The organism is Paenibacillus sp. 01T422 (assembly GCF_056398785.1).
In genome coordinates this window covers 1-13,508 of sequence record NZ_JBFTQB010000069.1, presented here as the reverse complement: position 1 = coordinate 13,508, position 13,508 = coordinate 1, and the positions used below count along the sequence as shown (strand labels likewise).

General features: G+C 44.2%; 12 protein-coding genes. 10 read left to right on the top strand and 2 right to left on the bottom strand.

All coding sequences use genetic code 11. The features are described from left to right. Positions 1 to 419, bottom strand: a 419-nt coding sequence (locus tag AC1DUA_RS05960) for a helix-turn-helix domain-containing protein (RefSeq protein ID WP_477498849.1), incomplete at its 3' end; no start/stop codon positions are given. A 141-nt stretch (positions 420 to 560) separates the two neighbouring features. Here AC1DUA_RS05960 and AC1DUA_RS05955 point away from each other — a divergent pair. From AC1DUA_RS05955 to AC1DUA_RS05945, 3 genes are all read left to right on the top strand, one after another. After that, positions 561 to 1,091, top strand: coding sequence for an MFS transporter (locus AC1DUA_RS05955; protein ID WP_477498848.1), 531 nt, complete (start codon positions 561 to 563; stop codon positions 1,089 to 1,091). After that, entirely contained in the window at positions 1,063 to 1,707 is a 645-nt protein-coding gene (locus AC1DUA_RS05950; RefSeq protein WP_477498847.1) for an MFS transporter, read from the top strand. The genes AC1DUA_RS05955 and AC1DUA_RS05950 overlap by 29 nt, the downstream gene beginning before the upstream one ends. 74 nt (positions 1,708 to 1,781) lie before the next feature. After that, positions 1,782 to 2,693 (top strand): aminoglycoside phosphotransferase family protein, encoded by a 912-nt coding sequence (locus tag AC1DUA_RS05945; RefSeq protein WP_477498846.1) that lies wholly within the window; start codon positions 1,782 to 1,784, stop codon positions 2,691 to 2,693. Between the two features lie 89 nt (positions 2,694 to 2,782). Here the strand turns inward: AC1DUA_RS05945 and AC1DUA_RS05940 are convergent, their stop codons facing one another. Next, complete coding sequence (locus tag AC1DUA_RS05940) at positions 2,783 to 4,243, bottom strand: GGDEF domain-containing protein (RefSeq protein ID WP_477498845.1); 1,461 nt, start codon at positions 4,241 to 4,243, stop codon at positions 2,783 to 2,785. A gap of 196 nt (positions 4,244 to 4,439) precedes the next feature. On the opposite strand from AC1DUA_RS05940, the gene AC1DUA_RS05935 reads away from it, so the two are divergent. The 7 genes from AC1DUA_RS05935 to AC1DUA_RS05905 all read left to right on the top strand — a co-directional run. After that, complete coding sequence (locus AC1DUA_RS05935) at positions 4,440 to 6,230, top strand: sensor histidine kinase (protein ID WP_477498844.1); 1,791 nt, start codon at positions 4,440 to 4,442, stop codon at positions 6,228 to 6,230. Further along, complete coding sequence (locus tag AC1DUA_RS05930) at positions 6,227 to 7,291, top strand: response regulator transcription factor (RefSeq protein ID WP_477498843.1); 1,065 nt, start codon at positions 6,227 to 6,229, stop codon at positions 7,289 to 7,291. The genes AC1DUA_RS05935 and AC1DUA_RS05930 overlap by 4 nt, the downstream gene beginning before the upstream one ends. Positions 7,292 to 7,420: 129 nt before the next feature. After that, positions 7,421 to 8,725, top strand: coding sequence for an ABC transporter substrate-binding protein (locus AC1DUA_RS05925; RefSeq protein WP_477498842.1), 1,305 nt, complete (start codon positions 7,421 to 7,423; stop codon positions 8,723 to 8,725). 82 nt (positions 8,726 to 8,807) lie between these two features. Beyond that, positions 8,808 to 9,692, top strand: coding sequence for a carbohydrate ABC transporter permease (locus AC1DUA_RS05920; protein WP_477498841.1), 885 nt, complete (start codon positions 8,808 to 8,810; stop codon positions 9,690 to 9,692). Next, positions 9,689 to 10,513 (top strand): carbohydrate ABC transporter permease, encoded by an 825-nt coding sequence (locus AC1DUA_RS05915; protein WP_477498840.1) that lies wholly within the window; start codon positions 9,689 to 9,691, stop codon positions 10,511 to 10,513. The genes AC1DUA_RS05920 and AC1DUA_RS05915 overlap by 4 nt, the downstream gene beginning before the upstream one ends. Before the next feature lie 247 nt (positions 10,514 to 10,760). After that, a complete protein-coding gene (locus AC1DUA_RS05910) occupies positions 10,761 to 12,779 on the top strand; it encodes an efflux RND transporter periplasmic adaptor subunit (protein ID WP_477498839.1) in 2,019 nt (672 codons plus the stop codon). Further along, a partial coding sequence (locus AC1DUA_RS05905; RefSeq protein WP_477498838.1) for an efflux RND transporter permease subunit occupies positions 12,776 to 13,508 on the top strand: 733 nt, incomplete at its 3' end. The genes AC1DUA_RS05910 and AC1DUA_RS05905, both read left to right, overlap by 4 nt.

Genomic DNA, 13,508 nt, shown 5'->3' with positions numbered 1-13,508 from the left:
GCCATGTTCCAGGCAATTATATTTAGCCGTTGGTCAGTCACATAAGCAGGACTGGTCCCTTGAAGGTCAAGGAAGTTCTGAAGCGTCGGACTAATGGTAGTTTCAATTGGCGCCAGATCAGCTGGCAGTTGCTGCAAGGCCAGCAAAAATAAATGCTTACGCTCATTCGAATCAAGCTGGAGAGCACGAGCGATATTGTCCAGCACTTGAGCCGATACCTGAATATTTCGAGCTTGCTCCAGCCATGTATACCAATCCACACTTACGCCTGAAAGTTGAGCCACTTCCCCGCGTCTAAGTCCCGGCGTCCGCCTGCGCCCTCCGTTAGGCAAACCAACTTGCTCGGGAGAAAGGCGTGCACGACGATTCTTTAGAAACTGTGCCAATTCATCAAGTCGTGTATGGTTTGATTGCTGCATATAGGTACTCTCACTCCTCACATCTGACTCCTATCGTAGGAGCTATACTCCTAGGATAAACCATCATCTTATTCTATTATATAAACCATTATACACTTTCTATTGAGATGAATTTCATATCGCAATGGAAGGGGACTTACTTTGGAAAAAGCAATGCAAATACAGTCCAGCAGATCGGGAAAGTTAGCCAAAGCGCTGCTGCTTCTAGGGCTTTCGCTCGGATACTTCATGGTGCTCCTGGATATGACGGTGGTGAGCGTCGCATTGCCTGCGATTCGTGCCGAGTTAGGAGGGGGAATATCCGGACTTCAATGGGTAGTCAACGCTTACACGATTGTGTTTGCCGGATTACTGCTATCTATGGGTTCGTTTGCCGATAAAATAGGTGCCAAACGGGTCTATATGGGAGGTCTAGCCTTATTCCTCACAGCATCGGTCATATGCGCAATTGTTCCGTCGCTGGGAATGCTTATCGGCTTTCGCGCGATACTCGGCATTGGGGGTGCAGCACTGATGCCAGCCTCGCTCACCCTGTTGGTCCATGCCTATCCTGAGACGGCTGAACGTGCCCGGGCGACTGATGGAGGGGAACACCTATGGATGGCATTCTCTGCTTATATTGACGACATTTGGACTGGCCCTGTTGGGCGCCATATTATTTATGATGTTTGAAGCGAAAGGCAAGTCACCACTACTTCCGTTGCGGCTATTTCAAAGTGCGACGGTATCGACCGGCATGGTGACAGGGATGGCCATCAACATCGGCCTGTCGGGCATTCTATTTGTATGGCCATTATTTTTCCAACAAACGCGCGGATTATCGGCCCACATCACTGGACTCTTGCTCCTTCCCATGATGATTCCGCTCGCCTTTAACCCAATTCTGACTGGTCGCATTGTTGGCAGAATCGGGGCGCGGATACCGATGACTGTCGGCTTTTGCCTTGGTGCCGTGGGCACACTACTGCAAGTGTGGACGCAAGTGAACACCAGCTATGTGATTACGATGATTGGTTTGCTGTTGATCGGTTTCGGAGTGTCCTTTACGATTCCCTCGTTGATGGCGGCTGTCATCTCTTCCGTTCCCAAGGAACAGACCGGTGCGATCTCAGGTGCTCTTAACTCAAGCCGCCAGCTTGGCGCAACGTTGGGAGTCGCCATCTTCGGCTCGATTCTGAGTAGCAGCGCATCTTTTATTGACGGTATGCATGTATCGCTTATCGTTACGGCTATTATCTTGTTTGGTGGCAGTGTCTTGTCGTTCGCATTTATCGGTAGAAAAGAATAGATGTAATTTAATGGAACAATTAACCATTTTATTATATGATTATTCGATGATAGACATGGGAGGTAGATCATCGGATGCAAGAGCAAACTTATTTTAATCAAAATGAGATCGAAAAAATTACAAGTCATTTTGGCAAAGACTTTTATGAGAAGGCTTTGAGAAATATCCATATATTTTCTGATAAGTGGGCATTGAATTCTTTCCAGGTTATTCCTTCCTACTCGGCTAACTTGGTTGTTAGATGCTATTCAGCTCACTTTGGAGATGTGGTGCTTAAAATAGGCAATCCCACATACCTATTCACGGAGTATCATACATTGAGTCAATATAGCGGCAGGCGATTTTGCAAAGTGTTTGACGCTGACGTTGAGAACGGTGTCATGCTCGAAGAGTGTGTGCGACCAGGTCATTCTTTAAGGGATGAAGGTGATCTGGACAAAAGATTATCTGTATTCTGCTCCTTATTTAAAGATTTGCATATAACGCCAGCAAGAGCTGAAATATATCCGACTTACACAGAGTGGGTTAGTAGAATAACAGCATATATGAGTAAGCGCGAAGATTGCGAAGAATTATATTTGCACATGAAGAAAGCAAAGGAAATATGCTTAGCGGTCTCCTCTTCGTACCCATTGAAGATGCTGCTTCATGGTGACTTTCATCATGATAATATTTTACTTAGTGAGAATGAAACATATGTAATTATCGATCCTAAAGGTATTATAGGAGATCCGGTATTCGACGTTCCACGGTTTATTTTAAATGAATTTGAGGAAAAGAAATCTCCTGAATTGCATGATAAAATAATGGAGATCATTTCAACTTTAGAAAAAAGACTTAACATTCCGAATGAAATTATAAAGCAATGTCTTTATGTAGAAACAGCAATGGGAATGTGTTGGTGCGCAGAAGATGGATCAACGCCTGAGGAATATGCAAGACTACTGAGAGATGTAGCTTTTGCAGAAGCAATTATGAACACTTGATTTAAACTGATAACTAAATAAAGAGCGACAGCCAAGGATGATAAGTTCAGTCCAAGGCTGTCGCTCTTTATTTTCCAGGGTCAATTTGCTTAGGTGGAAATCCCATTTTTCCTTGCGCGTTTCATGGTGTACATGGCCTCATCGGCATTCTTCATCAATGTAGTGATGTCCATCGCATCTCGGGGATATTGACTGACTCCGGCGCTATACGAAATCGGAATTTCAATTCCTTTATACGTAAAAGGGTTCTTCCGTAAGAGGGACAATCGCATATCGACTACATGGTCTAATTCGCTATTCTCATCTATGGAGGAAATGATCCAAACGAATTCGTCTCCCCCAATCCGTCCTATCAAATCAGTAGGTAGGGAGCAGCTTCCCAACATATGTGCAATATGCTTCAGATAAAGATCACCAACCAAATGCCCGTATCGATCGTTAATTGGTTTAAAATTATCCAGGTCAATTAATATAAGAGCGAAAGATTCACGAAGCGCTATCTTTTCTTGCAAGAGCTCGTGGAGGGCAGCGCGATTATATAAATCTGTAAGTGAATCATGGTGTGCTAGATATTTGTAATTTTGCTCTGATTTCAATAATTTACGCTCTGCAACCTTGAGAGAAGTAACGTCAGTTAGATGCATCACAAATAGTTTTTCATCGGTTTCTTCGATCAATTCAAGGCCCATAATCAAATCCAAATCACCTTTATTCGGATTGTGCAGTTGAGCCTCCCACTGGGCCTCATTCTCTTGCTGAACCTGAGCCAAAATATCGACTACGGGCATATTTTCTTCAAACTGGAAATAGCTCATAATATTATGAACAGGAATCCCTTCAAACCATTGCTTAGCTCGGGGATTCATTTCTTTGATGGCCCCCTTTTGGTCCAGAAGCAGAATGGCGGTTGGCGCAGATTTGAAAAGAAAATGAAAGAGCTTGCGGTAATCCGGCATAATGTCATATTTACCTACCAAATGACGGAGGGCAATAGCCCATAGCAAATAGCCGATAAAAAAAAGGATCATGGCATTCCGGGACGTTACTACCTTGGTTTGGAGTAGAGCTGTAACAAATACAAACCAGGCAAACAGCATAAATAAGCTGAGAAGCAGGGAACGCAGAACCTGGCGATGTTTTACTTCCTTCGCACGATACCAGGAAACGGCGAGTATGATCACCGAAAGCAGGATATATCCTGCTATACAGAGAACGGTAACTAGTAGAAATAAGGGATCAAGGGGACTTCGTCCGTCCGTCACTGCCGCATTAAATAATACCCGATGATCTTTGGTAATTAGAAATACAAGCCATAGCGCATAAGGCGTTGCGTAAAAGAAAGGCAAAAATCGCTTGAATGACGAAGTAGCAGGACTTCCGATGAGTATGCTGAGATGGACTAAGCAGCAAATAACCAGCAGAAGCATCGGGCTATTTCCATAAAGTACAATCTGCATCTGATACTCAGGCAGCAAAGATGTTTTAATGTATTCCCCCAAAAAATAAAACTGGAAAGCAAGCATGAGAAGAGCCGCAATTCGGTTCAACATGCTCTTCATGTTTCGATGTATTAAAGTTACTGCCATGTAAAAAAAGAAAAAAGTAGGAAGTAGGATCGTTAAGAAGTCCATGAAAAGTTCATTCATTTAAAAGGTACCTTATCGTGAGTATGTAGTGGAGTTTCCACTTTCACAGTAGCATGAATTTTACTTGCGATGCAATAACAAAACAGGAGGAAAAAACAAGGTGGAAATTAGGAATATGACTCGGCGTCTGCAGTTTCCTTTTCAAATGAGTATGCGATACAAGCTTATGATTCTAATGGTAATTATCGCCGTTCTACCGTTAACCTTAGTGACTATCTTTGCCGCAAAGACCACCAAACAATCATTAAGTTTGGAAATTATACGTTCTAACGAGTCAAGAATGGATTGGGCGGCCAAATATTTCGATGAAAAGTTTAGCCAATTGCATTCCGTGGCGTATTCCCTTCTTATGGATAATAACTTATTTCCCAATGCCACTGGTGAATCAATGAACACTAGTAACGGTCTGGATACAGGAAAACTGTATATAGACGAGAAGCTTAGATCTCTGTACGTTGCCAACAATACGAATATTGCTTCGATCTCTCTGTATCTGAATGCCAAGCAGCGTATGTATATCGTCGATAAAGATGCTGTTCGATCAACCGATCAAATGCTTAATCTCGCCTTGGAAGGGGGAGAATCGGCAAACAACCATCAGACTGTCAATAAAATAGTGAAATCCACACACAATAATTTCAAATTGGTACGCAGCATGAATCGCTTCGAAGATCATGAGATTCTCGGTGGCGTGTTTATTGAAGCGAGATGGAATATGATGGATAACGTCATTAACATGATTCATTCGGAGCCTAATAGCCAAGTGCTTGTTTTGGACGCGCAGGGAAATATTATGTACAATCCTTACCCTATGCAAACGATAATTAACAAGGAGATGTTGGACAAGGCGATACACAGTCCAATGGAACCAGGCTTTATTGAATCCAAACAAGGAATTCTGTTTTACCAGCCCGTTGTATCGGCCGAATTATGGATCGTAAAATTTATTCCAATTAGCTACGTAAATGAAGGCGCTTCCAACACGCTGAGTTTTAGTTTTTACACAGCTATGGTCTCTATTCTTCTGGCTATTATTCTTTCTGTGTTAATTGCTTATTTCACGACGAAACCGATTATTCGACTAACGAGGTCGATGAAAGCTGTGGAGCACCTGAACTTCAACGTGGGTGTCGAAAAGGTACGAAGCGATGAGATTGGTACGCTAGAGAGACGATTTAATTCCATGCTTCAAAAGATTAAAGAGTTGGTTCAAATTGAATATAAAAGTAAAATTGAGAAAAGGACCGCGCAACTGAAGGCGATGCAGGCACAGATTAATCCTCATTTTCTGTATAATGCGCTGCAATCCATTGGCGGGGTTGCCCTTTCCCGAAATGCACCAGAGATTTATGAGTATGTCAGAGCGCTTAGCGAGTTATTTCGTTATACAATCAAAATGAAATCAGATCTGGTCACCGTGGCCGATGAAATCGAGCATGTTACCAACTATTTGCAAATTCAGAAATTGCGTTTTCAAGACACGATTCATATTCAAATTGATATCGAAGAAGACTGCGGAATTTACGAGCTTCCCAAATTCATACTTCAACCTATCGTAGAGAACTGTTTCGTGCATGGTTTGGAAGGCCAGATGGGTCAGTGGATGATAACGATCAGGGTTGAGAAGATGATGGATGAAATTGAGATTAGTATTGAAGATAACGGCCTTGGTATTGATGAGGTGCGTTTGGAGGAAATTCGGCGACAATTAAGCGGCCCAGGGGAGGATCAGGCGATTGGGGAAAGTATGGGAATGAACAATGTAAATTCACGGATTAAACTTATTTTCGGGCAAGAGTACGGTATGTTTGTCACTAGTTCAAAAGGTGTCGGAACGACGGTCAAAGTCGTGATCCCTGCAATAGTCAAAGGAGAGGAGCCGCTGCAATGAAAGTTGTCATTATTGATGATGAGTTCTGGGTCCGCAACAGTATAAGGCATTTGGCTGAYTGGGAGCGACTAGGCATCACTCAGGTTGAGGAAGCGGAGGATGGGCTTAGCGGGTTAACTATTATAGCGCAGATACAGCCTGAAATTGTCATTACAGATATGAAAATGCGAGGTATGGATGGAGCTCAGCTTCTGCAGAAAATAAGTGAAGACTATCCGTTTATTCGCAAAATTGTCATTAGCGGATTTGATGATTTTACCTATATGAAACAGGCGATTTTATCCAAGGTGGATGAATATCTGATAAAGCCGATCAACCCGGAAGAGTTGAATAGAGCCTTGGAGAAAGCGGTTCGGGAACTAGGCGTAACCCGGGGAATTCATGCTGCCAAGCCGCTGGAGAAACAGCTGTTGAAGGTCATCACCGAGCTGAAGCATACTGTCAGCCGACATTTTCAAGAGATGAACACGGAAGCGGTCAAGAAGAGCTTTAAGCAGCTGGAGCAAATGTTGAGCGATCAAGAAAGCTTGCAGCCTGGCCTGAATAATTCGCTTTACAAGCAATTCATGCTGCTATTGGAGGAGCAATGCGCCCTTTCAGGAAGCGAATTAACGCCCGACGCTCAAGCAAGCGCCAGCCGCTTCTTCGTTACGGATGATACGTCAGTGTCAGAGTGGGTTGAGGTTGTGACTACCACCTATGTCGGGATCTTGGAAGCATTAATTCACCAGAGGAAAAACAAGAACCGCATCAATATCGACGAGATTCGGAAGTATCTCGATCTTTCTTACGCAGAGCAAGTGAGTCTTGGAACTATTGCTAGTCAATTTTTTGTCAGCAAAGAGCATCTGTCCCGTACTTTTAAACAAGAAGTTGGTGTGACGGTCATGGATTACTTGATTGCCAAAAGGATGGAGAAAGCGCTTCAGCTTCTTCAGGACTCTTCCATATCCATCAAGAGCGCTGCAGAAGCAGTCGGTTATTCTGATCTCACTTATTTTCACCGCATATTCAAAAAAATGACAGGAATGACGCCATCACAGATTAGACAGGATGTTTAATAGGCTTAGGCCTGCTCAATGATATCAATATTGTCCAGTCAGAGATGCTTATTCTGTCCAATGAATGGTGACGCTTTCTTAAGTATACTAGGGTTCGTAAGCGTTACCATAACTAGGGGAGGCGACAAAATGAAGAAAGCATTTGTAATGATAGTTGCTATGGCAATGCTCGGTTCCACCGTGGCTTGTTCTTCAGGTCAAGGAACACCAAGCGCTGGAGAAAGCAGCAGCACAGCGAAAAGCGAGGGTGCGCCTAAGAAGGTTGAATTGAAAGTATTCCTTGGCGGCTTGGACCGTTTTCGTGATCAATTCGAGAAATACTTCGCTGAATTTGCTAAGAAAGAAAAGAAGGAAAAAAATATCGAGGTTACAATCAACACCGAATATCCAGGTTCCGATAATTCCACACAAATCTTGAAGACTCGTTTAGCAACTGGCGACGTACCGGATATATTCAGTCTGCATGCTGTGAACGATATTCCTGATTATTACAAAGCCGGGTATTTGGATGATTTAACGAAACAACCGCTTTCCCCTAAGCTTATTGATGGCATTAAGTCACTCGTGACTATTGATAACAAAGTCGTAGCGGTTCCTATGGAAAGCTTGGCATGGGGGTATCTCTACAACAAAAAAATCTTCAAAGATCTAGGGATTAAGCCGCCGTCTACGTTGACAGAAATGAAGGCCGTTGTTCAAAAGTTAAATGACAATAAAATCAAGCCGTTTATGCTCAGCTACAAAGAAAGCTGGATTCCTCAACTGTTCTTGCCTCTAGCGATTGGCGGATTAGGCAACTCAAGCCATAAGAATTTTGTTGATAAAATGAATAAAAATCAAGGAAGTTTTGCCGAAGTGAAAGAGATGTTCGGCATCATCGATCTAGTTAACAGCAATGGAACCGATCGTGTATTCGAAGTAGGCAACGATGACGGAGCCGCTGATTTTGCTGCCGGCAAAGCGGCTATGTGGGTGCAAGGACCATGGGATGCGGACAGTATATTAAAAGCTAATGATAAGTTCGAGTTCGGGGTTGCACCTCTTCCGATCAACGATGATCCTACCGCAACACAGATTAACGTATCGGTGTCAACGGCCTTGGCGATGGCTTCCCAAGGCAAGAATAAGGAAGTTTCCGCAGATCTGCTGAATTTCATTTTGGATGATCAAGCGTCAAACGATCTGTATCAAGGATTGAAATTCAATCCAGTGTCCAAAAACCACACATTCAAACCTTATCCGTGGGTCGAGGATGCTTCTATTTTTGTGAACAAAGGGCAGGCTTACAAAGATCCGCAGATTCCAGCTGCCGTGAAGGATGAATCAGGGAAAGCACTTCAAGCCTATTTTAACAAGAAAATGTCCGCAGATGATGTCATTAAGGATCTGGATAAAACCTGGAAAGATGCAAATGCCATAGCGAACAAAAAATAAAGATTGGAAGACATGTTGTGCCCTGCCCTGGTCTTAGAGAGATCGAGGCAGTGCACGAGATTTTCCTAAGGAGTGAGCCCACGTGCTGAWACGCCTTGCCAAAGACCATACATCATTGATCTTGTTCGTGCTGCCCGCTTTTATCATGTATGTGACATTTCTTGTTATTCCGATGCTCCAAGGCTCATATTACAGCTTTACGAATTGGGATGGCTTGAATAAACATTACAGCTTCGTAGGGATAGAGAACTTCATTGAGGCTATTCGCGATGATGCGAATTTCCGATCTTCGATTCTATTTACAGCCAAATATGTTTTGTTTGCTGTTGTTTTTCAGAACGCCATCGCATTGCTGCTTGCTCTAATGATTGAATCTCAAAGCAAAGGGAAAGGCTGGCTTCGAACCATCTTTTTCATGCCGAGTATGCTAAGCATTATCATCAGTACGTTCATGTGGGTATTCGTATTTACAAAGGTCATGCCAGCATTGTCCAAATATGCAGTCTTGAAATTTCTCGATATTTCGTGGCTCGGCGACCCTAACATTTCGTTCTTCACTATCATGCTCGTTTCCATTTGGGGCGGTATAGGGACTTTAATGATTATTTATATGTCTGCCATTCAAGGCATTCCCATGCATCTCAAAGAAGCGGCTATTATTGACGGCGCCAAGCCATATCATATGCTTCGCTACATTACATTGCCATTGATTGCGCATGCGCTCACGATCTGCATCTTTCTGACTTTGAACAACTCGTTTAAAGTGTATGACCTTATCTATGCTTTAACAGGCGGAGGTCCTGCCCGGGCAACGCAAGTTATTTCTATGAATATTCTGGAAGAGGCTTATCAGCGCAATTTCCGATACGGTTATGCCAGCGCGAAAGCGATTATTCTCTTCCTGATCATACTTGTCATTACTCTTATTCAAGTGTCCGTTATGAAGAAGCGGGAGGTAGAGGCATGAACAAGCGGCAGTATGCAGGGCTGTCTCTATTGGTACTAAGTATCTTAGCGATTTTCTTCCTTTTCCCGATTTATATGGCTATATTGAATTCTTTCAAAACACAAGGAGAGATGTACAACTCCGTTCTAGGCTTCCCTGTCAAGTTTCACTTTGAAAACTATGTGCAGGCCTTTAGCAAGGCGAACATGCTCAAGAGCGGTTGGAATACGATCGTTGTAACCGTAACGGGCATTGTAGTCATCGTCTTATGCAGCTCTTTGGCGGGATACAAGCTTTCCCGGACGCCAGGGAAGCTGAGCAACGTGATTTTCCTGTTATTTGTATCCTCTATGCTCATTCCTTTTCAAACCATCATGGTGACTTTAACTAAGATGGCGAAAACGCTAGGGCTTCAAGGTTCGCCATTCGGTTTGGGGATTGTTTGTGCCGGACTGGGCGTCAGCATGGCCGTGTTTCTATACCACGGTTTTGTGAAAGGCATTCCGCGAGAGTTAGATGAGTCCGCGAAAATGGACGGCTGCAGTGAAATTAAAACTTTTTTCATGATCATTTTACCGCTGCTGCTTCCGATTACATTTACCATTGGTATTTTGAATCTGTTGTGGTTGTGGAACGACTTCCTGCTGCCTGTACTTATGCTTACTGATTTCCGCCAATATACGTTAGTTTTGACAATCAATATGTTCTTCGGCAAGTACAGCCGGGAATGGTCATTGATTCTGGCTTCACTGATTTTGTCATCGATTCCGATTGTCGTCATATTCGCGATATTCCAACGTTGGATCATCCAAGGAATTACAGATGGGGCAGTAAAAGGCTAAAAACATGATATGAGATTCGTGTAAGAGTTTCGAKGGGATTGTCGAATTTAATCGAATTTTATTAGATAAACCACCCAATAGGGGTGGTTTTTTAGCCTTTTCAGGCCTATTATCCTACGGATTTCGCATGGTTTTCCTTGTTTTTACATATTCTTCACAGTTTAATCACACTTCTATCATCAATGTCAAATATGGTGAGAGAGAGCATTTGCCCAAATGAAATGAAGCAGACGGAGGTTTCCATCCCATGAGGAAGTACAGTTCACTCAAGAGTACCACAATCATCGCAGTCGTTACCGCGATAACCGTCACCATAGCGGGCTGCAGCACGCCAGCAAGCACCGCTAAACCAGGGGCAAACGGACGAACGGGAACACGTCAGATGACAGTAGAAACACAAATGGTTAAATTGTCGGACATCGGTGGCGGGCAAGTATTTACGGGCTCGATTACGCCAACTTTCACTACGAATCTTTCATCCAAAGTGAATGGCCGCATAACTTCCCTTGACGTTAATATCGGGGATAAAGTGAAAGTCGGACAGGCGTTAGCGCACATTGATACAACAACGCTCCAGCAATCCGTCGAGCAGACCAAAAGTGATTATGCTTTAAGTCAAGTGCAATACAACAAAGTAGTGAATGATCAAGCGAACAGTTTAGCTTTGGCACAGAAGACGCTAGCCGTTCAGCAAGCTGCTTATGAGAAAACAATTAATGATCAGAAGAATGCCGTAGCTCTAGCGCAAACCCAATTAAATACGGCGATTACGACACAACAAAATTCAATCGAGACAGCTAAACAAGGGGTCTCTTCTGCACAGGTAGGTTTCAGTAAAGCACAAGCTGATGCGGCTACCGCAGTAACTGTTGCGCAGACGAACTTGAATTCACAGTTAGACAGCTTATTAACAACACAGAATAATAATATAGATTCCTCCCAACTGAGCGTGCAACAAGCTGTTGCTTCCTATAATACAGCTCTTCAGTCTGGCAAAGACATTGACAGTGCCTTCGCGAAGCTGCAAACGACTCAGCTAGCGTTACAGCAAGCGCAGCAGGCTCAATATAAAGACACACAATCAGCCCAACAATCGTTGACGAGCTTGCAAAATGCTCTGTTGACTGCACAAAGCTCGCAAGCTGTGCAAGTTGCGCAAGAGTCCTTAAATTCAGCTTTACTATCACTTGCTAATACGCAAGCGACTGCTTCAGCTCAGCTTGATCTCAGTCGTACACAGCTAGCACAAACACAATCCTCACAGGATATTTCCAAAAACAGTGCGGAAGCTGCGCTAGAGCAATCCAAGCAAACGCTGAAAGCAGCCCAATCTACGGATTCCTTGCAAGTAAGTGCTGCTCAGCTTCAGCAAGCCCAAACGAAGTTGAGCATTCTGAGCGAACAGCTTCAAGATGGTGTGTTGACGAGCCCTGTTGAAGGGATCGTAAGCGCAATTCTGGTACCAGTGGGACAGAATGCGGGGCAAGCTGCCGTCATGTCTATTTCTACTATAGATCCATTATTGGCAACCGTTAACGTATCTGAAGCATCCATTGGCAAAATCAAAACGGGATCACCCATGTCGGTTAAAATCCCTACGTTGAATAAATCGTTTGATGGAACGGTGTACACGGTTCACCCAACCATGGATGCCACTTCCAAATCCTTCTTGGTAGACATCAAAATTAAGGATGATAACCATGAAGTATTACCTGGCATGTTCGCGGAATCCTCTCTCAAAAGTGAAGGGAAACAATCCATTGTTGTACCTGCAGACGCGGTGCTCAGCCAACCAAGTGGTAATGCGGTATACATCGTTAAAGAGGGGAAAGCGTCGAAAGTTCTTGTAAAAGTTGGCGTGATGACCAGTTCATCCTTCGAAATTACCAGTGGGCTGAATGTTGGAGACGAGCTTGTCGTTAAAGGACAAGAGCTGCTTTCTGATAACGTTCCGGTACAGATCAATCAACCAGGACAAGAGAATGGAGCAGGCAAAGGCCAGGGGCAAGCTGGTCAAGGCAAGAGCGGCGGTCAAGGGCAAGCTGGTCAAAATGGCCAAGGACAAGCCGGCCAGGGCCAAAATAGAAATGGCGGCCAAGGTGGTCAAGGCGGCGGTCAAGCAGGTCAGGGTCAAAGCAAAAGCGGCGGCCAAGGACAAAACGGACAAGGCACGCCAGGTAAGGGAGCTGACCCATCAGGGGCTAAGCCAAGCGGCAACGGCGCTGATGCACCAGCTGCGACTCCGAAAGCGGGGGCTGGACAGTGAAATTAGCTGATTTCTCCGTTCATCGTCCTGTCACCATCTTGATGATCATGATTTCACTGGTGATCGTGGGTTCGATTGCAATTCCACTGCTACCCGTGGATCTTTACCCGAACCTGGAAATTCCGTCGGCAACCGTATCGGTCTCTTGGAGTGGCGCATCGCCAGGACAGATTGAACAACAAATTACGAAGCCGATCGAGAATGCGATGGCTACCGTCACAGGAGTCACGAGTATATCCTCCAACTCTCGTACAGGTTCAAGTAACGTTACGCTGCAATTTAATTACGGAACGAATATTGATCAGGCAACACTGACCATGAGGGATAAATTGGATCGTGTCCGAAGGCAGCTTCCTACGGATGCGGATGCCCCAGTCGTTTCACGTGTTGACCCCAACAGTACACCGATCATGACTTTAGCCCTGTATGGCAAAACAGATCTGGTCACGCTGCGCGACATTGCTGACAATATTGTGAGCCCAGATGTTCAGCGCTCGGATGGCGTAGCATCGGTTGGCGTCACGGGTGGACGTGTCAGACAAATACAAATTCTTGTAGAGCCAAGTCGATTGCAGCAATACAATATCTCATTCAGTACCTTGGTTTCAGCTCTCGGTAATGATAATTCATCCACTGATGCTGGACTTGTTAATAAAGGAAGTCAGTTAGTGCCCCTGCATATTGACGGAGAATTCAAGTCAACGGCAGATATCGGCAAAGTACAAGTAC

Bases quoted from the DNA above. Each gene is read 5' to 3' on its own strand.
- AC1DUA_RS05945 (WP_477498846.1), top strand. From the start codon at position 1,782: ATGCAAGAGCAAACTTATTTTAATCAAAATGAGATCGAAAAAATTACA.
- AC1DUA_RS05940 (WP_477498845.1), bottom strand. From the start codon at position 4,243: ATGTTGAACCGAATTGCGGCTCTTCTCATGCTTGCTTTCCAGTTTTAT.
- AC1DUA_RS05925 (WP_477498842.1), top strand. From the start codon at position 7,421: ATGAAGAAAGCATTTGTAATGATAGTTGCTATGGCAATGCTCGGTTCC.
- AC1DUA_RS05915 (WP_477498840.1), top strand. From the start codon at position 9,689: ATGAACAAGCGGCAGTATGCAGGGCTGTCTCTATTGGTACTAAGTATC.
- AC1DUA_RS05910 (WP_477498839.1), top strand. From the start codon at position 10,761: ATGAGGAAGTACAGTTCACTCAAGAGTACCACAATCATCGCAGTCGTT.